General features: G+C 49.1%; 18 protein-coding genes. 10 read left to right on the top strand and 8 right to left on the bottom strand.

The window, feature by feature from the left end:
* Positions 1 to 36: 36 nt before the first annotated feature.
* Entirely contained in the window at positions 37 to 2832 is a 2796-nt protein-coding gene (glnE, locus tag IY568_RS00815; protein ID WP_194866544.1) for a bifunctional [glutamate--ammonia ligase]-adenylyl-L-tyrosine phosphorylase/[glutamate--ammonia-ligase] adenylyltransferase, read from the top strand.
* A 38-nt stretch (positions 2833 to 2870) separates the two neighbouring features.
* Here glnE and IY568_RS00810 read toward each other — a convergent pair whose 3' ends face one another.
* The 3 genes from IY568_RS00810 to tolC form a co-directional block, all read right to left on the bottom strand.
* The gene (locus IY568_RS00810) at positions 2871 to 3479 is read right to left on the bottom strand and encodes a TcpQ domain-containing protein (protein WP_125558129.1); all 609 of its coding nucleotides are present in this window, start codon (positions 3477 to 3479) and stop codon (positions 2871 to 2873) included.
* A 28-nt stretch (positions 3480 to 3507) separates the two neighbouring features.
* Positions 3508 to 4434: an LpxL/LpxP family Kdo(2)-lipid IV(A) lauroyl/palmitoleoyl acyltransferase gene (lpxL, locus tag IY568_RS00805; protein WP_194866543.1), complete on the bottom strand. Its 927-nt coding sequence runs from the start codon at positions 4432 to 4434 to the stop codon at positions 3508 to 3510.
* A 164-nt stretch (positions 4435 to 4598) separates the two neighbouring features.
* Entirely contained in the window at positions 4599 to 5945 is a 1347-nt protein-coding gene (gene tolC / locus IY568_RS00800) for an outer membrane channel protein TolC (protein WP_125558125.1), read from the bottom strand.
* A 235-nt stretch (positions 5946 to 6180) separates the two neighbouring features.
* On the opposite strand from tolC, the gene IY568_RS00795 reads away from it, so the two are divergent.
* From IY568_RS00795 to IY568_RS00765, 7 genes are all read left to right on the top strand, one after another.
* Positions 6181 to 6810 carry an NUDIX domain-containing protein gene (locus IY568_RS00795; protein ID WP_194866542.1) on the top strand — a complete coding sequence of 210 codons (630 nt, stop codon included), beginning with the start codon at positions 6181 to 6183 and terminating at the stop codon, positions 6808 to 6810.
* A 24-nt stretch (positions 6811 to 6834) separates the two neighbouring features.
* Positions 6835 to 7275 carry a DUF1249 domain-containing protein gene (locus tag IY568_RS00790; RefSeq protein ID WP_138536176.1) on the top strand — a complete coding sequence of 147 codons (441 nt, stop codon included), beginning with the start codon at positions 6835 to 6837 and terminating at the stop codon, positions 7273 to 7275.
* Positions 7262 to 8035, top strand: coding sequence for a metallophosphoesterase (locus IY568_RS00785; protein ID WP_194866541.1), 774 nt, complete (start codon positions 7262 to 7264; stop codon positions 8033 to 8035). The genes IY568_RS00790 and IY568_RS00785 overlap by 14 nt, the downstream gene beginning before the upstream one ends.
* Positions 8020 to 8616 carry a YqiA/YcfP family alpha/beta fold hydrolase gene (locus tag IY568_RS00780; RefSeq protein ID WP_194866540.1) on the top strand — a complete coding sequence of 199 codons (597 nt, stop codon included), beginning with the start codon at positions 8020 to 8022 and terminating at the stop codon, positions 8614 to 8616. The genes IY568_RS00785 and IY568_RS00780 overlap by 16 nt, the downstream gene beginning before the upstream one ends.
* Entirely contained in the window at positions 8613 to 10502 is a 1890-nt protein-coding gene (gene parE / locus IY568_RS00775) for a DNA topoisomerase IV subunit B (protein WP_010383065.1), read from the top strand. Before IY568_RS00780 ends, parE begins: the two co-directional genes overlap by 4 nt.
* 80 nt (positions 10503 to 10582) lie before the next feature.
* The gene (gene parC, locus IY568_RS00770; RefSeq protein ID WP_125558115.1) at positions 10583 to 12889 is read left to right on the top strand and encodes a DNA topoisomerase IV subunit A; all 2307 of its coding nucleotides are present in this window, start codon (positions 10583 to 10585) and stop codon (positions 12887 to 12889) included.
* Between the two features lie 386 nt (positions 12890 to 13275).
* Positions 13276 to 13851, top strand: coding sequence for a hypothetical protein (locus tag IY568_RS00765; protein ID WP_125558113.1), 576 nt, complete (start codon positions 13276 to 13278; stop codon positions 13849 to 13851).
* Here IY568_RS00765 and IY568_RS00760 read toward each other — a convergent pair.
* The 4 genes from IY568_RS00760 to IY568_RS00745 form a co-directional block, all read right to left on the bottom strand.
* Positions 13832 to 15070 carry a sensor histidine kinase gene (locus IY568_RS00760; RefSeq protein ID WP_125558111.1) on the bottom strand — a complete coding sequence of 413 codons (1239 nt, stop codon included), beginning with the start codon at positions 15068 to 15070 and terminating at the stop codon, positions 13832 to 13834. The two genes, IY568_RS00765 and IY568_RS00760, sit on opposite strands and share 20 nt — an antisense overlap.
* The gene (locus IY568_RS00755; protein WP_194866539.1) at positions 15060 to 15767 is read right to left on the bottom strand and encodes a response regulator transcription factor; all 708 of its coding nucleotides are present in this window, start codon (positions 15765 to 15767) and stop codon (positions 15060 to 15062) included. The genes IY568_RS00760 and IY568_RS00755 overlap by 11 nt, the downstream gene beginning before the upstream one ends.
* 12 nt (positions 15768 to 15779) lie before the next feature.
* The gene (locus tag IY568_RS00750; RefSeq protein ID WP_194866538.1) at positions 15780 to 17093 is read right to left on the bottom strand and encodes a serine hydrolase domain-containing protein; all 1314 of its coding nucleotides are present in this window, start codon (positions 17091 to 17093) and stop codon (positions 15780 to 15782) included.
* Positions 17094 to 17454: 361 nt separating this feature from the next.
* On the bottom strand, positions 17455 to 18357 hold the full coding sequence (locus IY568_RS00745; RefSeq protein ID WP_194866537.1) for a LysR family transcriptional regulator: 903 nt from the start codon (positions 18355 to 18357) through the stop codon (positions 17455 to 17457).
* A gap of 100 nt (positions 18358 to 18457) precedes the next feature.
* Here IY568_RS00745 and IY568_RS00740 point away from each other — a divergent pair, with 100 nt between their 5' ends.
* The gene (locus IY568_RS00740; protein WP_194866536.1) at positions 18458 to 19570 is read left to right on the top strand and encodes an FAD-dependent monooxygenase; all 1113 of its coding nucleotides are present in this window, start codon (positions 18458 to 18460) and stop codon (positions 19568 to 19570) included.
* Positions 19571 to 19626: 56 nt separating this feature from the next.
* On the opposite strand, the gene IY568_RS00735 is transcribed toward IY568_RS00740, so the two are convergent.
* Positions 19627 to 19884: a hypothetical protein gene (locus IY568_RS00735; RefSeq protein WP_228553056.1), complete on the bottom strand. Its 258-nt coding sequence runs from the start codon at positions 19882 to 19884 to the stop codon at positions 19627 to 19629.
* Positions 19885 to 20198: 314 nt separating this feature from the next.
* Between IY568_RS00735 and IY568_RS00730 the strand changes: the two genes are divergently transcribed.
* Positions 20199 to 21695, top strand: a complete 1497-nt coding sequence (locus IY568_RS00730) for a Calx-beta domain-containing protein (protein ID WP_125558101.1) — start codon at positions 20199 to 20201, stop codon at positions 21693 to 21695.
* Positions 21696 to 21730: the final 35 nt, after the last annotated feature.

Genomic DNA, 21730 nt, shown 5'->3' with positions numbered 1-21730 from the left:
AACACCGCTTTTTGCAATTGCACTGGAGATTTTTCTATGGATTTCGGTGGCTTGCCCCAGGCTCTTGGGGAGCTGGCAGAGGAACGCTGTCAGGCACTGTTTGCCCAACACACAAGCAACCCAGCCGTGCTCAGGCTACTTGGATTGAGTGATTTTGCGTATCGTATATTGCAGCGTCATCCAGACTGGATTGAGTGGTTGCTGGATCACGAACAAATGCAACAAAGAGCCTGCCCGGCACCACTCACGGAACCGCTCGCGGAACTGGATGAAGCCAGCTGCTTCAGGCAACTGCGTGAATACCGTCAGCGCTACTGGCTTAAGCTGATGTGGCTTGACCTGGTGGAGGGGAATTCAATCGCTGACAGTATTGCCTACCAGTCACGGCTCAGTGAAACGCTGATCGATTGGGCAAACCGTTGGGCACAAGCCGGTGTTGCCAAAAGCAATGGTCAGGTGTGCGATGAACATCAAACGCCTGTGCCTATGCTGGTGTTGGGGATGGGTAAGTTGGGTGGTGGTGAACTGAATTTTTCTTCGGATATTGACCTGATTTTTACCTATCCGCTTGCCAAATCGACTGAAGGTGGACGCCGCAGTATTGAGGCACAGGTGTTTTATACAAAAGTGGCGCAAAAACTCATTGCTGCGCTCGATCAATGTACCGCCGATGGGCAAGTGTTTCGTGTTGATATGCGCCTGCGGCCTTTTGGCGACAGTGGCCCTTTGGTTATGAGCTTTGCTGCCATGGAAGATTACTATCAGGATCAGGGTAGGGAGTGGGAGCGCTATGCGATGCTCAAGGCGCGTCTGCTTGGTGAAGAAAACCCGTACTGGGATGAGTTTAAAACCCTGATCCGCCCTTTTGTGTTTCGTCGTTATATTGACTTCTCGGTGATTGAGTCCTTGCGCAAAATGAAGCACATGATTGCTCAGGAGGTTCGGCGTAAAGGGCTGACGAATAACATTAAGCTCGGCGCGGGCGGGATCCGCGAAGTGGAGTTTATTGTTCAGGCACTGCAAATGATCCGTGGCGGTCGCGAACCCCAATTGCAAACCCCATCACTATTGTCAGCATTAGAGCAGCTTCAGCACTTGTCCTTGATCCCACCGGAAGTCGGTGAAGTGCTGTCTCAGCAATATCTGTTACTGCGCCGTACAGAACAATATTTACAGGCGTTTGATGACTGTCAGACACAGACTCTGCCGGATGATGAGCTAGGTCAGCAGCGTTTGGCGGTACTGATGGAGTGCACTCAGTATAGCGACGTATTGGCTATGCTCGAGCAGGCCCAGGTTGCGGTACGGGCCGAGTTTACTCAGGTTATAGGGGAAGAGCCTGAGCTTGGCGAGGCGCTGGCACCGGAATATGTCTCTGCCTGGGAGCAACGCGATATCAGCTATCTGGAATCGCCGTTACCAGAGGCTGTCAGTGCAGCCTGGCAGCAGTCCCTGGAGCAATTTCACCTCGGATTGAGTAAAACGCAAATGGGCACGCGCGGCAGAGATGTGCTGGATAAACTGATGCCGGCTTTGCTCAGCGAAATAACCCGAGCCCCGGTGGCTGGAATACTCGACAGGGTGTTACAGGTGATCCTGAAAATCGCCTCGCGCACGGCTTACCTGGAATTACTGTTTGAAAATCGTGGGGCATTACAGCAATTGATTAAGCTATGTGCGCACAGTGTCTGGATAGCTGAGCAGGTAGCACGCTATCCAATCTTGCTCGATGAGTTGATCGATCCGGCGGTATTGTACCGGCCGCTGCCGCTGAGCGCCTATTATAGTGAAGTTCAGCAGTACTTTTTACGTATCGACAGTGAAGATCTCGAATTACAAATGGAAGCGCTGCGTCAGTTTAAGCAAACTCAGGCATTACGGATTGCCGCTGCAGATGCCACTGGGGTGCTGGATATCATGAAAGTCAGCGATCACCTGACTGCACTGTCCGAAGCCATTATCGCCAAAGCGGTGGATATCGCCTGGCAACAAATGGTGAGCCGTTATGGGGTACCCGAAGGGGCTGATGCAGAGCACAAAGGTTTTGCCGTGGTGGCCTATGGTAAAGCGGGTGGGCTGGAGCTGGGATACAACTCAGATCTCGATCTGGTGTTTGTGCATAATCGCGATGGTAACAGTGTCACCACCGGGGACAAATCGATTTCATCACGTCAGTTTTATTTGAAACTGGCGCAGCGCTTAATGCACCTGTTCAATACCCGTACTAATTCCGGCATTTTGTATGAACTGGACACCCGCTTGAGACCGGAAGGGAACTCGGGCCTGCTGGCGATTAACATCGAGAGTTTTTATCAATATCAGCAAGAGCAAGCCTGGACCTGGGAGCATCAGGCACTGGTGCGCTCGCGTATGGTGCTGGGCGAGCCCGAACTGGTCACGCGGTTTAATGAGATCCGCCACGAGATACTGTGTCAGCATCGCGATAACAGCACACTGAGCAAAGACATTGTTGAGATGCGCGAAAAGATGCGCGGGCATCTGGACAAGAGCACTGAGGTGGAGTTTGATTTAAAGCAGGGGGTTGGCGGGATGACGGACATCGAGTTTATTGCGCAGTACCTGGTGCTCAACTATGCGCATGCCCATCCGGAGCTGGCACGATTCCCCGATAATATTCGGATTTTTGAAATGGCCCATCATGCCGGAGTGATTGACAATGCCACCCAGTCGGCCCTGACTGAGGCATATTGTGAGTTCCGCGATCGTTATCACCTGCATAGCCTTAACGCAGGCGGTCGCGGTGTGGCCATGCATGAGGTGGCTGAGTGGGTCGATGCTGTGAAGGTCGCCTGGCAGCGCCTGTTGGGTTAATCGTAGCCGGAGAAGAGACTTTTCTCCGGCCAGAAAGCTTATTTGGTTAACCGACGGCAGTTTTCACGCACAAAGCGAGAGGGCTTTTGGGTGATGATGGCGGCGCGCTGGCGGTGACAAAAGAAAGTGAATACTTCAAACTCAAAATCATCGTTAATGGCGGTGCCGACCTGATACAGGGTCGAAACAAAGTTGGTATCGACACGGAAATTGTGTTTCACCACATAATCTTTGTCCAGGTACCAGAACAGCTCGATGTCTTCTTGTTTGGCATAGTTGGTCAGCACGCCACGCAGGGTATCGCCACTATCAAAGCGACGCGGTTGGATCTCTCCGGTCCAACGCTGTGGTGCTGGTTTGACTACCAGGCCACGCTGCGCAATTGCATCATCCAATGGGTAAGTCGGTTTGCCCAAGTCCAGTACGTATTTTTCACGCTCTGTATTGCGCTCATTAAAATTGCGTTTAAACCCTTCGTAAAACTGGGTAAATCCGCGTGCGGCGGCATTGGTAGTGTCACGAAATTCCATTGACGGGACATTGCCATACAAAAAGTAAAAGGCGGCCCACACCAACAACACGCCTAACGATAGGTGTTTGGTCCAGAACCACAGATTTGATAAGCGTTTTGAACGTTTTTTAGCCATACTGTCACGACACACTTTATGCTAACGGTTACTCATAATACGATGGCGCATTTTCATCCGGACGTGTTTTAAAGCGTCGGTGTAGCCACATGTATTGTTCCGGGGCCTCATTAATGGCCTGCTCCATACGCTGATTGACCCGGGTGACGTCGGTAAGCGGGTCGTCACTTGGGAAGTCAATTAGCGCAGGTTGGATTTCTATGTGGTATTTACCCTGCTCATCACGAACGCCATGTAAGCTTAATGTCTCACAATTTTTGCTTCCTGCAAAGAGCAGTGTTCCTGTTGTAGAGGCAGCGTCGGGCACGGCAAAGAAAGGCGCAAATTCGCAGCGATTGCGACCATAGTCTTGATCAGGCAGGTAGTAGCACATTTTTTTGTTTTTCAGCGCCTGTAATAAACCTTTGACATCGCGCTTGCCAATCAGGTACTCATTGGAGCGCAAGCGACCTTTGGTCATAAAGTACTCCATCAGTGGATTGTTGTGTGGGCGGTAAAAACCGATCCCCGGCTGTGCAATACCCAGCACTCTGCCCAGCATTTCCAGGTGTAGCATATGTGGGACTAGCAACAGAACACCTTTGCCATTGGCTTGTGCTTGCTCAACGTGTTCTATTCCCTTTATTGAGCCGACGACCCGATTTAGTCGCCATTGGGGCCACCACCAGGCCATTGAGGTTTCGAAGGTAGCGATACCCGTGTTTTCCATATTTTTCAGTACCATATCAGCACGCTGTTGCGCATCCATAGTAGGAAAACATAAGCGTAAATTGACATCCGCAATACGGCGACGCTTTTTTAACAGGCGGTGCACCAGGCGACCGAGCATTTTTCCCAGCCACAACTGAATACCTTGCGGTAGCCAGGATAGAGCATACAGAAAAAACACACTCAGCCAGGTTGGCCAGAATTTTGGGGCTAAAAATGCCAGCTTAAAGGTGGGGTTGTTAACCAAAGGTGCACTCTCTTTCAAACTTCAAACGGTTAGTTTAGCGATATCGGCTGAACAGCTCAAGAGAGTGATGATGAGCGCGGACCTGATGCGACCTATCTGGCAGGGTAAATCGCAGACAGAAAAAAACCGGCTTGCACCGGTTTTTTGCTCGAGCGAAATTTGGGTTAGCCTGCGACTAAGCCTTTGTTGATGGCCTCTAAATCGCTGCGATTCAGTGTACCAGCCGCTTGTTTCAGCTTCAGTGTTGATAACACATACTGATAACGCAAGTTAGCTAGATTACGCTTAGCGCTATATAGGTTACGGGTGCTTACCAGTACGTCAACAATAGTACGAGTACCTACTTCAAAGCCCGCTTCTGTCGCCTGTAATGCACTTTCTGCTGAGACAACCGCTTGCTCCAGTGCGCGATAGGTTGCTACGTCAGACATCACCTGGTTATATGAGGTGATCACCGAGCGTGTAACGTTACGCATAGAGGCTTCCAGATCTTCACTGGCTGCTACGTACAAGGCGCGTGCCTGGTCGGTTGCTGCGACTGTTTTGCCACCCGAATAGATGGGCACATTGAAACTCAGGCCGATGCTGGTGCCATCTGTACGAGGTGACAGTTCAGCGCCTTCCGTGTTACCCAAAGAGTCAGAATACGACGCTTGTAAACTCAGCGTTGGATAGTGACCTGCTTGCGCCAGGTCGATTTGATCCTGTGCAATATCCAGCGCCGATTTAGCGACCTGTAATGACAGGTTTTGTTCTTTAGCTAAGGTAATGAAGTCGTTGGACTGTCTGTTTGGCTTCACGGTAGAGAAGCTGTCAGTATTTAGCTTATCCAGTTTGGCATGGTACTTACCTGTGATGGTACGCAGGGTTTCGCGAGCCGTTTCAACGGTGTTTTGAGCAACAATTTCGTTGGCCACAGATTGGTCGAACTGAGCCTGAGCTTCGTGTACGTCTGTGATGGCGGTCAGACCTACTTCATAGCGTTGCTTGGTTTGCTCTAGCTGACGCTCGATGGCGCGTTTTTCAGCCTGTACAAATTCCAGGTTGTCCAGTGCACTCAGTACATCAAAGTAGCCTTGCGCAACACGCACAATCAGGTCTTGTTGCTGCTGCTCGTAGCTGGTCAGCGCCTGCATCGCCTGTTTCTCGGCAATGGTCAGATTCTGCCAAGTGGCCATACTAAAAATAGTCTGGTTCAGAGTGATACTACGCGTGATTGAATCACTCCAAGTATCCACTACGGTGTAGCCTGATGCATCGTTTTGACCGGGTAATGTAGACTCACCATCGTTATCGGTGTAGCTCATTGAAAAACCCAATGAAGGCAACAGATCGCCTAACGCGGAATCTTGGGCATATTTTTGTGCGTCGGCTTGGGCCTTAGCTTTTAATACCGTTGGATCGTTAGCGGTGGCAATTTCGTACACTTGCAACAGATCTTCTGCCTGTGAAGCTGTGCTGGACAGGGCGCAGGCAACACCGATAAACAGAGATAGAATGCTTTTTTTCATTGTTTGCTCAGTCCTTAGACAATTTTTCGTTGTCGGCATGTTACCTTGTTTTAGTCAATTCCCATATAAGGAAAATAGTAAATCGGTCAGAACAAGTGTAACAGAATATAATACTGTGCCACCTGAGACTTCTGGCAGGTAACGAGCAGTAAAATAAGATAAAATTCGAGAATACCTATGATGGGGGTTCAGGGTTAAAAATTAAACCCCGATCAAGAAAAAAATGAGATGAAACATGAAACCAATTGCACAATTTAATCATCAGGACGTCGCATTAGAAGCGCCTAAGCGGTGTTATGACGAATTCTTTAAAATTGACCTGTATAGCTTTAAACATGCGTTATTTGCCGGTGGTCAGTCCCAGACTATCCACCGTGAGATACTAGAGCGCGGTCATGCCGTGGCGGTGTTGCCTTATGACCCTGTGACGGATCAGGTATTACTTATCGAGCAGATCCGCATTGGAGCACTGGCAACTAAAGACTCTCCATGGTTACTCGAATGCATTGCAGGTATGGCTGAGGGCAGTCTGGATTATAAAGGGGTGGTGCGCAAAGAAGCGATGGAAGAAGCTGGACTTGAGTTAGATGAGCTGCATTACATGACATCTTACCTGTCCAGTCCGGGCGGCACGACGGAGCGTTTGTATTTGTACCTAGCTAAGGCTGATTTGAGCCAGGCGGGGGGCATTTATGGTTTACCAGAAGAAGGGGAAGACATCAAAGTGCATGTGATACCCTTTAGCGATGCTATGGCGAGACTGGAAAGTGAGGAAATTGATAACGCTGCCACTGTGATTAGTCTACAATGGTTGGCGTTACACAAACCCAAGATGTTGGCGCAGTGGCAATCTCAGCCGGTATAAAGTGAGGTCGTTTGATCAGCGGTTATGCAAAAAGAATACATCCAGTCTTTACCGAAATACATTACCCTGTGTGAGCGCAATTATTTGCGGGCACTGAAACTGCTGCCTGAAGAAACCGTCGGAAATAGTCGGGAGTTGCACCTTGGGGCCGCAAGTTATCAGATCCGCATTGATGGTATTGCTCGCTATACCACGGATATTGCGGTGGTTCAGAAACAACAGATCAGCGCCCATCTGGATGATTTTGTGTTGTCTGTGCGCCTTTACCACGATGCCAAAGTGGCAGAGGTGATCCATCACGATTTTCACCAGCGCATTAAGCCATCTTATCGCTACCCTAATCCGGATATGCATCATAAAGATGAAAAATACCAGCTCAATGCGTTTTTAGCGGACTGGCTGATGGCGTGTCTCGAAAGTGGCCGGATACCACTCAACTGGGATGTCAATAATGGCTTGGTTTGAACAACGTCATCAGTTTTACGGGGCAGAGTTACGTCTGGCACATATCACAGACAGCCACCTGTTTAGCAGCCGCGATGGATGCTATTTTGAAGTCAATACGGCGAAACACTTCATCAGGGTGCTCAATGCTTTGGCGCAGGAGCAACTGGATGGAGTGGTATTTGGCGGTGACTTAACTCAGGACCACAGTGCGGCCTCGTATGCATTATTCGCTGAGCTGGTGGCGCAATCGGCGCTTGAATGTCCGTTGTTTTGGGTACCGGGGAATCACGATGATCTGACTTTGCTGACACAGATCAGTGAAGGGCAGATCAGTGCTGCCAAGCTTTTACAATGTGAACTGGGTGATATTATGTTGCTCAATAGCAAGGGGCCAACGCCTGCAGGTTGGTGTGAGGCTGAACACCTGACGGAGTTGCAGCGACAATTAAGTGACGGTGATCACGCTGTTTTGACCTTTTGTCATCATCACCCACTGCCGATTGACGGTTATCTTGACAAGCATATGCTGGAAAATGGGCCTCAACTGCTGAATACGTTGGTCAACAGCCAACGTGTTGAGGCGCTTATTCATGGTCATGTACATAATGCGTATAGCCAGTCGTTTCGTTCTTTACCTGTCTACGCCACGCCGGCGACTTCTATCCAGTTCGCTAAGCATACAAGTGACTGGCAGCAGCACAACACAGGCCCTGCTTACCGCCTAGTTCACTGGACAGCACAGGGGTTGCATACTGAGGTCAAATGGCTCACAAACTAATTTATATTCATGGCTTTAATAGCTCAGAGCAGTCCTTCAAAGCGCAACAGTTAAGGCAGTGGCTTGCGCAGCAAGCGTTTCCCTGTTGCTATCTGACGCCGCGTTTGCACTACGATCCGGCGGTTGCTATTGTGCAGCTTGAGCAATTAATAGATGCAGACACCGCGCTGATCGGTAGCTCCCTGGGCGGGTATTACGCCACCTATCTGGCGCAGCAGCACGGTTTGCGCGCTGTGGTTGTGAACCCGGCGGTAAGACCATTTGAATTGTTGCATGATTATCTCGGTCCTCAGTATAATCCTTACCAACAACAGCATTACACGCTGACGCACCAGCATGTTGAAACTTTGCGTCAGCTCTACGTTGAGTCTCTGCACTCACCAGAAAATATTTTATTGCTACAACAAAGCGGCGATGAAGTGTTACCCTATCAAGAGGCGGTGAACTACTTCAGCGCCAGCCCCGGCCACATTGAATTTGGCGGGGACCATAGTTTTATGGGTTTTGAGCGTTACTTTGAGACCCTAGTCAGGTTTCTTAACATCACCAACACAAGCGAAGAAAATCAGATCCAATTATGAGTCAGCAGAATTATAATGCCGAAGCCATTGAGGTGTTGAATGGCCTGGAGCCGGTGAAACGCCGACCTGGCATGTATACCGACACCACACGACCGAACCACCTGGGTCAGGAAGTGATAGACAACAGTGTCGATGAAGCCCTGGCCGGTCATGCCAGTAAGATCGATGTGATCTTGCATGAAGATAACTCGCTGCAGGTGATCGACGATGGCCGCGGCATGCCCGTGGATATCCACCCTGAAGAAGGGATCCCGGGGGTCGAGCTGATCCTGACCAAACTGCACGCTGGTGGTAAATTCTCCAATAAAAACTATCAATTTTCCGGGGGTCTGCACGGGGTAGGTATCTCGGTAGTGAATGCCTTATCGACCCGGGTTGAGATCACGGTTAAGCGCGATGCTCAGGTGTATCAGATGGCCTTTGAGCACGGCGACAAAGTCGAAGATTTAGAAGTCACAGGCACAGTTGGGAAACGCAATACCGGCACTTCAGTCCAGTTTTGGCCTGACGCCAGCTATTTTGATTCTGCTAACTTCTCACTCAGCAAGCTCAATTATCTGCTGAAAGCCAAAGCGGTATTATGTCCTGGCCTGCGTATTCGTTTTATCAATAAACAAACCAAAGAAACGCAGGAGTGGTGCTACGAGTCGGGTCTGGAAGATTACTTAAAAGACAGTGCGAAAGGGTATGAGACCTTGCCGCAAAGCCCGTTTGTGGGCAGTTTCAGCGGTTCAACCGAAGGGGTTGACTGGGCATTACACTGGTTGCCTGAGGGCGGCGAGTCTATTACCGAAAGCTATGTGAACCTGATCCCAACTGCGCAAGGTGGAACACACGTCAACGGCCTGCGTCAGGGCCTGCTGGAAGCCATGCGTGAGTTTTGTGAATTCCGTAACCTGTTACCACGCGGCGTGAAATTGACTCCAGACGATGTGTGGGACAAGTGCAGCTATGTATTATCGGTGAAAATGCAGGATCCGCAATTTGCCGGTCAAACCAAAGAAAAACTATCATCACGCTCTTGCGCTACGTTTGTTTCGGGCATTGTAAAAGATGCCTTCAGTCTGTGGCTAAATGAGCACACAGACACCGCCGAAGCCCTGGCTGAGTTGTGTATCAGCAATGCGCAGAAACGTATGCGAGCAGCTAAAAAAGTGGTGCGTAAAAAGGTCACCAGTGGCCCGGCATTACCCGGTAAACTGACCGACTGTTCTGGCTCAGAAACCGAGCGCTCTGAGCTGTTTCTGGTGGAAGGGGACTCGGCGGGCGGTTCAGCCAAACAAGCGCGCGATCGTGAGTTTCAGGCCATCATGCCGTTGCGGGGTAAAATCCTGAATACCTGGGAAGTCGATTCCGGGCAGATTTTGGCTTCACAGGAAGTTCACGACATCTCTGTGGCTTTGGGCATAGACCCGGATTCCGAAGACCTGTCAGCGCTGCGCTACGGCAAAGTGTGTATTCTGGCCGATGCTGACTCCGACGGACTCCATATTGCCACCTTGTTGTGTGCCTTGTTTGTTAAGCACTTTCCAGAACTGGTACGTCGTGGTCATGTGTATGTGGCCATGCCACCGCTGTTCCGTATCGATGTTGGTAAAGAGGTGTTCTATGCGCTGGACGAAGATGAAAAGCGCGGCATATTAGATCGCATTGAAGCAGAGAAAAAGCGCGGTAAAGTCAATGTTCAGCGCTTTAAAGGATTGGGTGAAATGAACCCGATGCAGCTGCGCGAAACCACCATGGATCCAAATACCCGCCGTCTGGTGCAACTGACCCTGGATGAGCCCGAAGAGACGCTCGAAGTGATGGACATGCTACTGGCGAAGAAGCGTGCCGGCGACAGAAAGAGCTGGCTGGAACAACATGGTGATAAAGCAGAAGTCTAAGCTTGCTGCTAAGAATTGAATTCGGATGATTACGCCAACGCGATAACTCGTGTGCGGTACAACAAACAATAAGGTGTATCATGACAGATCCGCAAACCCTGTCCTTGCAGGGGATTGAACAACTGGCGATGGGCCGCTTCACAGAAGACGCCTATCTCAATTACTCCATGTATGTGATCATGGACCGGGCCTTGCCGCATATTGGCGACGGTCTTAAGCCAGTACAAAGGCGTATTGTGTATGCCATGAGTGAGCTGGGCCTGTCGGCCGCGGCTAAGTATAAAAAATCTGCCCGTACTGTGGGTGACGTGTTGGGTAAATACCACCCACACGGTGACAGTGCCTGTTACGAAGCCATGGTGTTAATGGCGCAGCCGTTCTCTTACCGTTATCCACTGATCGATGGTCAGGGTAACTGGGGTGCTGCTGACGACCCTAAATCGTTTGCGGCAATGCGTTACACTGAAGCGCGTTTGTCGAAGTTCTCAGAAGTGTTATTGAAAGAGCTTGGACAGGGCACAGTTGACTGGATCCCGAACTTTGACGGCACCATGAACGAGCCTATGGTGTTGCCGGCACGGTTGCCGCACATTCTGCTCAACGGTGTTACCGGGATTGCCGTGGGCATGGCCACAGACATTCCACCACACAATGTGCGCGAGCTGGCCGAAGCCTGCTGTACTTTGCTGGATAAGCCAAAAACCACTCTGGAAGAAGTACTGGAGATGGTCCAGGCGCCAGATTATCCGACCGAAGCTGAAATCATCACACCGAAAGCGGAGATCCAGAAGATTTACACCACTGGACGTGGTTCCATCAAAATGCGTGCGGTGTATGAAGAAGATCAGGGCGAAGTGGTGATCACTGCGCTGCCGCATCAGGTGTCTGGTGGCAAAGTGCTGGAGCAGATTGCAGCACAGATGACTGCCAAAAAGCTGCCCATGGTCGCCGATTTGCGCGATGAATCAGACCATGAAAACCCCACCCGTATTGTGGTGGTACCGCGTTCAAATCGCGTCAAAGTTGAGCCGCTGATGGCGCACCTGTTTGCCACCACAGATCTGGAAAAGAACTACCGGGTTAACCTCAACATGATTGGCCTGGATGGTCGTCCTCAGGTCAAAGATTTGCGCACTATCCTGGCCGAGTGGCTGGTGTTCCGTCGTGATACGGTGCGTCGTCGCTTGCAGCATCGCCTCGATAAGGTGCTGGCACGCTTGCATATTCTTGAAGGTTTAATGATTGCCTTTTTGAATATCGACGAAGTGATTGAGATCATTCGTACCGAAGACAAGCCAAAAGAAGAGTTAATGAACCGCTTTGGGCTGTCGGACAAACAGGCTGAAGCCATTTTAGACTTAAAGCTGCGTCACCTGGCGAAGCTTGAAGAAATGAAGATCCGCGGCGAGCAGGATGAACTGAGTGCTGAGCGTGACAAGTTGGAGCAGACACTGGGCTCAGAGCGCAGAATGTCGACGTTGCTGAAAAAAGAAATTCGTGAAGCCGCCGAGTTGTACGGCGATGAGCGTCGTTCACCAGTTGTTGAGCGCCTTGAAGCTAAAGCTCTAAGTGAGAAAGATCTGATCCCGTCGGAATCAGTCACTGTGGTGCTGTCTGAAAAAGGCTGGGCCCGGGTTGCTAAAGGTCACGACATTGATGCTGAAGGGCTTAATTATCGCGCCGGGGACAGCTATAAAGCGTCTGCGAAAGGTCGTAGTAATCAGCCTGCGGTGTTCCTCGACAGCTCCGGCCGGGCATTTGCTACCGATGCGCATAGCCTACCATCCGCTCGTAGCCAGGGGGAGCCGATGACAGGTCGCTTTAATCTGGCTGCGGGGACTAATTTTGAACATGTAGTGATGGGAGAAGAGCAGTCGCTCTACCTGATGGCGACTGATGGGGGTTATGGTTTTATTGCTGAGTTTAACGACCTGGTCAGTAAAAACAAAAACGGTAAGGCCCTGGTCAGCATCCCGAAAGGGGCAGAGCTGATGGCACCCATCACCGTAGGCGATGTGGCTACCGATCGTTGTATGGCGATCTCTAACGAAGGCCGGATGTTGATCTTCCCATTGCGCGACCTGCCCAAGTTGGCCAAAGGTAAAGGCAATAAGATCATCTCTATCCCGAGTGCCAAAGTGCAGGCCCGTGAGGAGTTTGTAAAAGTGCTTGCAGCAATACCTGATGGCTGTGCCGTGACCTTACATGCTGGTAAGCGAAAACTTACGCTTAAACCTGGCGATCTGGAGCACTACTATGGTGAACGAGGTCGTCGCGGTAATAAGTTGCCCAGAGGCTTGCAACGGGTCGATGGGTTTGAAATTGAATTCAATGGCCAGGATGCCACAGACTCGCAAGACAACGAGCAGTTATCAGACGAATCTTAATCTATTAGCAGGCATAATGCTTATTATGCCTGCTTGTTTCCTCTTTACTCACACTCGCTGACATTGACCTCATTACCCGATTTAGGATCCATCTTCACATACCCAGGTATTTCAAAGTCGTTGTCTCTTATTCTTTTTTGTTCGAAAGACTCTATTTAATACCAATTTCACTTAATACCTGGTCTATTTGAAGGAGCAAATATGACGCTAACAGCGTTAAAAATTTCTCATTTAGAACAACTAAATAGCAAAATTTTTGCCTAGTTATCGACTATATTTTCTCGCCTCAAAATAGAACACTTAATTAAGCAAATTGGTATAAGTGTTTGATTAAAATAGCTGTATGTTCAAAAATATTGCTGTGAACAGGACACAGTGAGGCGATTATGCAGAGGTTAAAGGCACCACTAAAATTGGTATGTCTGACCATGGCGGGCACTGTTTTGGCTGGGTGTAGCTACTTTTGGGATCATGATATCGAGCTAAAGGGCTGTTTTCCTGCGCTTGAATACCATATCTCAGCCGCAGATGAGCCCATTTACCGAGCATCATTCATTGATAGTCACAATTCACTGATTGCTGCAGGTTACGATTTCTATGTGGTCAATTATTATATGCCGTCATCTTATGCCGGAGAAAATGGGGAGTCACTGCGGCAAAAGGTGATACAGATGTCAGGCAACTACAACATGAATGGTGACATGGTTATATCTGTACCTAGCTGGGGTGAGAGGTATCTGGGTGGGAGTGCAATTGCCTTGAATTTCTCCATTGTCTATCAAGGAGAAAATGGCGTGTTTGATGCCTACACAATGGGAGACAAGGGTATCGCATTACCGCAAGGGCTCAGTGCGCACTGCAAGGAGAGGATTGCCGATGCATGCGAAGGGCGGCTCTGCCGGTTTTTAAAATATCTGGATATAGAGCCTTCGCGCCAAACGTTCAGGGGCCAGGTTTCTTAATACTCAGTGAAACGCTAAATACCTGGTTGTTGTGTTGGGCTTCAAAGCCCACATTAAATTTATCCATCAACGCGGTTACTAACTGCAGTCCCAGACCAAAGTTTTCATGAGTCGATGTTTCATCCGGCGTTTGCACCGTGGGATTGCAGAAACGGATCTGGGATGGGCTGATGCTAATCTGCCAGTATTTATCGGCCTCTGATGTTTGGCAATGATGGATCACATTGGTTAATAGATTCAATATAACCAGTTCTAAAACGGTCTCAGGGACTGGCAATTTGAGTGCATTGAGCGGATCTGGCTCATTAATTCGCACATCAATTTGATGCAGGGCTATCAGTGCCTGAGACTCCGATAGAACGGTGTCGAGTATATGGCGGACCTGTGTGGTATGTTGCTCTTCTGCATCTGATGTAAGCCACAGCAATGCACTGCTGATCCGGTGCATTCTCGCAATGGCCTTGTCGAGACGATGATATGACTTTAGTGAGGCTATTTCGGGTGTTGAGGCACTGATCAGCTCCATCGAGTGCGACATCACTTGCAAGGGCGTTCTTATCTCATGGGCCATACCTTGATTAAAGGCAATTTGCTGCTGCAACAGGTGTGTTTTTTGTTCCAGTGCAGTCACTAATTTTTTTGCAATGACTTGAATATCTTGTTCTTCAATGTCGCACAGTGCGGCTTTGAACTCATTGATGTGCAAGTGCTCAGAAGCAATGGCATGGTGGATTTTGCTAAATGGCTGCAGTGCTTTTGCAGAGAGCTTATTAGAAAACCAGTAGGTCAGAAGTAATGTGGGCAGCAACATCAACAATAAAATTACCAAAATATCATCGATGGCGCGGGATATGATCCCCAACTCTGAGCTATTGAGGAGCAGGACGCCAAGATCGGTTTTCATAAAATGAAAATGCTGATCACCCTGGTTAAATTCTCCAAAGTGCGCGTCAAACTCAAAGTATTTAAGCTGCTCACTGTCAGACAGAGTGAAGGTATCGGTCTGTGTGACTAAGGTCATGTTAGCGGGTAATGATCCACCTTGCTGGATCACGTGATAGGTCTGCTTAAGTTGATCTTTAAAAACGGCATCTTCCAAAGCAAAGACAATAAACAGGGTCATACCTGAAAAGAGCAAGAACAGCGTTAATGCGAGCCATAAGCTGTGTTGCCTGACACGTGAGAGTAAGGTGGGTTGACTTGATGAATTAAACAACATGATTCCTGGCCAGGGTAAATTTGTATCCGACTCCTTTGATCGTCTCGATAAAATCTTCATCGAAGTGAGCTTTGAGTTGTTTTCTCAGTTTGTATATGTGTGCTCTGAGCGGGTCGCTGTCTGGCGTTTCATCTGGCCATAAATGGGCATGGAGCGTTTGTGTCTTTACCACGCCTGGAGCCTGAGAAATAAGCAATTTTAATATCTCATAACCGATATTATGTAGCTGCAGACTTGTGTTCTGATAGGTGAGCAGCAATGTCTCCGGGTCGAGTGTCACGTTGTCAAAGGTAATGACATCGGTTGGCGTGGTTGGTGGCATTGATTTCATTAATCCAACGTCGATCCGGGCAGTCAGCTCGGCAAAAGAGAAGGGCTTTTTTAAGTAATCCCAGGCACCACTGGCAAAGCCTTGCAGGATGTCTTGCTCGTGGCTACGAGAAGACATCATGATCACCGGAATTTTGGCTAAATGCTGGCCCAGTGCGTTGTCTGACAACTGACGGCAGACATCGTAACCATTCACAAATGGTAAGTTGATATCTAACAAAACGAGTTGATAACGGTTTTGCTCTAGTAAAACGAGGGCTTGTTTACCTGTGTAGGCAAAGTCGAGTTCATGTCCTTTGGGTTCCAAGAACTCAGCAATGCCTTGTGCAATATCCATATCATCTTCAACTACCAGAATATGCGCCATGTTTAATTCACTTTATAACTCGGTATTAGCGTTTTGAGCACGCAAATGAGGTGCGTCAATAAGGGTATAAATGTGGGGGATTAACCACTTTTCGAGTGCCACCCAGCCATCTTCTACCTGCATCATCGCGACCACTTCAAGCTGAGATTTTGGGTCGCTCCAGAATATTGTACCGCCCATACCACCCCAAAAGAAGGTGCCTTCCTGACGAAGATCGTCGGTAGCTTCTTTAACTCCCACACCGTAACCAAAACCCACGCCTTTGTATACCCGTGGCATAAAGTGCGTGTCCAGCCCCTGCGTTTTCGAACTGAGCATAGTGTCAACCAAGTGCTCTGATAACAGGGTCTGGCCATTAAATTTCCCCTGATTCGAAAGCATAGAAACGAAGTTACTGTAATCTTGTGCAGTTGAGATAAGCCCGCCACCACCCGAAAGTAACACCGGTTTGTTTAAATAGTCGCTATCTGCGCCTTTTTCACTAAAGAGAATTTTGTCTTTGTTGAATACGTAGGCTTCTTCAAAGGTCGTCGCGTCATACTCATACATATCAACCAGCCGGTGCTCGCTGCCCTTTGGTACCGAGAAATGGGTGTCTTGCATGTTGAGTGGCTCAAAAAGATAACGTGTCAGATAGGTATCTAAAGGCAGGCCTGACACTTTTTCGATAATGGCACCTTGAATATCGCTGGCAATCGAATACTCAAAGCGTTCCCCCGGCGTAAACTTAAGGTCTATGCCAGACAGGTCATCAATCATCTCGTCCAGGGTATTGCCGCGGCTCAGTGGGTTAGCCAATAAGTAGCGAATATCAACCCAGCTTTTTAGCCCACCGCCATAACCAAATCCGGCGGTATGCGAGAGCAAGTGATGGATGGTGACCGTATGTGGTTGTCCATCAACTTCGAGCACATCCAGCTCAGGTAAAAATTTGCGAATATCATCCGTTAAAGTGATCTGACCTCTGTCTACTAACTGTAATAAAGCCACTGAAGTGATGGGTTTACTCATTGAAAAAATACGGAACAGCGCATCTTTTGTCATTGGTTTGGATTTCTTGACGTTTACTTTGCCGTACGCATTGTAATGTACCAGTTTATTTTGGTGTTTCACCATCAGCACTAAACCCGGTAAGTGGTGCTCTGCGAGTAAGTGCTCTATGTGTGTATCGAGCGTGTGTGAGGCCGTGTGCGCTGCGATTGGCGCCATGTTTTTGGTAACTGTTACGTCAGACGCTGTCACCGTATGTGATGCCAGGCTGAATAGGGCCGCGGAGATCAATGTTGTCAGTGCGCCTTGTTTTGGCTTGATAGTCTTTGTACGCATGGTGTTTCCTTGAATTGGGTGGTTGTTCGCTGTTGAGTCACAGATTAAATCAACCCAGGTAAACTCAATGTAAAACGGCTAACGTCACTGCGAGAAAATCATACATTTGCTTTGAGAGCCGCGTATGGGAAGGTAAGCCAGCGTTTGTTGAAGCTTATATGTTGATGAAAAACAAAGTATACAACTGAGTGGGGGCTTGAGAGATAAGGAGCTTTCTGGGCATATCCAGGCAACGCGCGGTAGTTATGGGTGGCACTGGCCTTTTCTTCGCGGATCAGGGCTATCAGGTTCAGTCCCTCGTGCATGCTCCTTGAAAGATGTGTATTTGAGCCCCGTCTGACCGTTGTTGATTTGAATATGTTTACTTTGCCGGTGTATCCATTAGCTCACTTAACCCTGTTTTAAGGTGTGATAGGAGCGCAGTGACTTTTTTCTGCGGGTATTTACGACCTGAGTAAAATGCATATAACACCAGATCTTCCGGCTCATGGTCTAACGTGAGCTCCACTAAAGTGCCTGCCTCCAGCTCTGTCTGGCACATATGTCGCGGTAAAATGGCAAAGCCCAGTCCCTGGATTGCGGCAGCTTTGGCCATGTGGCCACTATTCACTTTATAACTGGATTGCACATGCAAGGTTCTATTGTGTTTGAATCGCCACGGGGTGCCCTGTAGCGCGGTCAGGCTGGTAATACAGGGCACTTTACTGAGTGTATCCAGCGAATGCACATGTGCATGACGGTGCAGCAGCTCAGGTGCACCCACAACACAGCTGGGCAGATGCAGAAGGGCTTGCGCTACCCAGCCCGAGTCTTCCAGTGTGCCCCGGCCAAAGCGCACCACCAAATCTAATCCCTCCAGCATGCCTTCAGTGGGGTTTAATTGTGTATCACAACTGAGTTGTATATCAGGGTGTTGGTGGCAGAAATTGGCAATAAGCGTTGCCAGTACAGGCAAATCTGGCATGACCAGATTGAGGTGGCCAGACAACGCGTCATGGTGCTGAGACACCTCTGTCAGTGCATCATCCATTGTTTGAATGAGCGGCTTAAGTGTCAGATAAAGTTGTTTGCCTGCCGCTGTCGGGCGCATTTTTCGTGTTGTTCGCTCCAGCAGCCGGGTGTTTAAGTGTTGCTCCAGCTGGGCCACATGGCGGCTGATATTGGATGTGGGCAGCTGGCGATGTTGTGCAGCCTGCTTAAAGCTTAACTTTTCATAGACTGCGGCAAAGCTCAATAGCCACTGAATATCAGTCCTTTCGATCATTTACTATCTCATAAAATGGGATTTATAAAGCCATTTTATCATATTTATCCCATTTAGCTGCTTTGTCACACTGCACTCAAGATATTGAATGGAGTGAATAATGCAGAAAAAGCGAATTGCGATTATAGGGGCTGGCGTTGCTGGTATGGCACTGGCTCTGCTGGCAAGCAAACAAGGGCATGAGGTGCAGGTGTACGAGCGTGCAGCCGCGCACAGGGTGATGGGAGCTGGCGTCACGTTGTGGCCTAACGCGATGTTTGTGTTAGAGCAAATGGGGTTAGCATCGGACATCATTCGAGCCGGTGGAACACCCGAGTTTGTGTGTCAGTATGACCGCAGTGGCAACCGGCAAAATGCGCTGGATATTGATGAGCTAAATCGGCTCAGTGGTCACGCGACCGTGACCATATTGCGCCGTGATTTGATCCACGTATTGGGTGACGCACTAAGCGCGCAGGGGGTATCTATTGCATTTGCAACCACAGTGACTGAGCAGGATATAGATAAGCTCAGGCAGACATATGATTTAGTCGTTGGTGCTGATGGGAGAATGCATTCGGTGGCGCGTGAGGCGCTATTTACTTCGCCAGTTTCACCGTGCTACCAGGGATTTATCAATGTGATAGGGATCAGTCAGCTTGAGCCTGGCATCTTACCAAACAGTATTGGCGACTTCCGTTATCCTGGTGAACGTTTCGGCATTGTGCCCGTAAAGCCTCAAACGTGTTATTGGGCAGGGGCGTGGCGCACACCGCTCGATAAAAGTTGTAGTCAGCGCGACTGGCTGTGCGAGTTAAAGCAGCGATTTGGCGGATGGACTGAAGCGGTTCAATCTGTTTTGAGGCATGCTGAGCCGGGATCTGTCAGGGCTATTTTTGTGCATGATTTAGATCCACTTCCATACTGGCATAAAGGCAATGTCGTTGTAATAGGTGATGCGGCGCACGCTGCATTACCGACTTCAGGGCAAGGGGCGTGTCAGGCACTGGAAGATGCCTGGTTGTTGAGCTGCCTGATGTCACAGCAGCACGATCTCAGCGTGGTACTCGGCAGGTTTTATCAGCTGCGGATTGAAAAAGTGACAATGGCCCAGGTTGCTGGTCGGCAATTAGCGCAGCAGCTGTTTTCCGGACACCGTGAGGAATCGACTGCGCCGTCAGGCGTATCTCTTGCCCTGCTGAGCCAGTTATGGATGCAGGGGCTGAATGCATAGCATGGGGAATTGAATAGGCCTGCTGGTGTTGTAAGAGGGGGCTATCTTAAAGATGGTTATTCTGGCGGGTCACCGGGCACTTCTTTACGCTTACGCTGCTCTTGTTTCGCCTTTGCCACATTTTTAAATACGGGCGGTGGAATAGGAAACAAAGACAGCAATGGAAAGATTGCCATCACCAGATAAGCGGCTTTGGGCATCCCTTTGGCCCATTTCACTATCCTGATCAGACACCAGAGGCTGAGCACACTCATTGTGAGAATCAGCCCTGCTTTTAGTATTATCTGTATCAGGGTCAGGTCGTCGTTGTTCATCAGCGTTATTCCTTTTGCTTAATTAATCTTCTTAATAGGTACGCGCTGACTAAAAATCAAGCGGCTTGTATTGTACTGAGATTGTTCAGAAAATCTGATTATGGTGTTTTTATGGTACTAAATTAATCCATTGTTCTTATTTTTTTGTTGATTTTTTGTGTTTTGACGCGCATCATGGCCTCAGATTGCAAAGATAATAATGGAAGCACTCACTCCTAATGGAATAGGAAATCGCATCATACAGCGGAGGTAGATGTGTCATTACTTTGTGTTGTATTAGCCTGAATTTGGATGAACCGAACGAGTTTATTACCATGCTAAAAACATCACTTTCTTTGATTGCCCTGGTGGCGTCTTCTGTTTCTTACGCGAACACTTGTAGTGGCCAGCTATATGGCATTAATGCGGGTCGTGGCGATGTGGGGATTTTATTTGGTCTGAACGAACAAGATAACAGTGCCTATGCACAAACGCTGGCGGAATTTAGTGCATCAGCATTGGCTTATGACCCGGCCAGCAAACGTATGTATTATGTGTCAGCGCCCAGACCGTTTGAATATCAGGTTGACGTGAGTCACCTTAACCTCAGTGCAGAGCAGTTAACGCACCTTCCAATAGAGGGCAAGCGCTTTAAATATTTGCGCCTGGCATACTATGATTTTGCTACCGATACGCACACGCTGGTGGGCAGAACCTCTCAGGTGCTGAGTATGGTGTATGATCCCGAGCGCGATGCGCTGCTGGGCACCGATTTTAAAAAGCTCTATGAAATAAATAAAAACACGGGTGAAGCGACAGAGCTGGGTGCACTGGGCTCGCTCAAAGGCAAGTTTCGTGGCGACTTAGTGATCCAAAATGGCAACTGGTATTTGATCACCAGTCGCAGTGTTTATCAGATAGATAAAACCACCTTCGAGGCCACTAAACTGGCGAACCATAGCCTGACCGCAGCCACAGGGGCTGCGTTAAATCAGGCCGGTGAAGTGGTTGTCAGCCGTACCTTGATCAACGACTATGGGCATGTGAATCGCTCCAAGCTATACAAACTCAACCCTCAGTCGGGTAACACCTGTTTACTGGCTACGGTGCCCGTGCGGCTCAATGATTTGGCAGTCAATACCGATCAGGCTGTGGCTTGTTACACCACACCCAGTTGTGAAACTGATCCTGAACCGACCTTCACGGTCGAAGCAATCACGGATACGGTATCGGAAGGGGGGCAGCTCGAATATCAAGTAGCTTTAAGTAATGCCTATTATCAGGATGTGACGCTCGACGTCAGTGTGCTGGATGACACTACCTCTGCCGGCGATTACACCTCGCCATCTGCCAGCGTCACGATTGCTGCGGGCGAAACCAGTGCGACCATTAATATTGCCACCCTGGATGATGCCAACCATGAAGACAGCGAGGCGCTGACCTTAGTGGTTGAGGGGGCAACATACACCAGTGGTTCCGCGTCTGTGTCGGGCACCATAGAAGACAACGACCCGGCTTGTACGCCGGATAACTACACCCGTATTCATTATCAGTTTGTCAGCGAAAGCGCAGGCTACAATAATGACTGGGGTATCCGGGTGAATGGTAGCTATGTGAAATTGCTGGACGAATACGGTGGCGCAGGCAGTTATGATGTCATTGAAGGGGCCAGTTATGACTATGTGTTATCCATTAATGGCAATTCTAACCAGCTGACCACCAATTATCGTGTTTATGGAGATAAGCAGTACTGGGAAGATCAAAACGACCGCGACTATAACGACTTTATAGTGAAGGTTTGGACATCCAGTATTCAAAAAGGCTGTGACTGATAAGCTCAGGACTGCTTAGGGCAGTCCTGACAATC

Origin of the sequence: Pseudoalteromonas sp. PPB1 (assembly GCF_015356275.1) — a bacterium.
Classification (GTDB): Bacteria; Pseudomonadota; Gammaproteobacteria; order Enterobacterales; family Alteromonadaceae; genus Pseudoalteromonas; species Pseudoalteromonas rubra_D.
The sequence above is the reverse complement of the archived record's forward strand: the minus strand, read 5'-3'. Positions and strand labels throughout refer to the sequence as shown.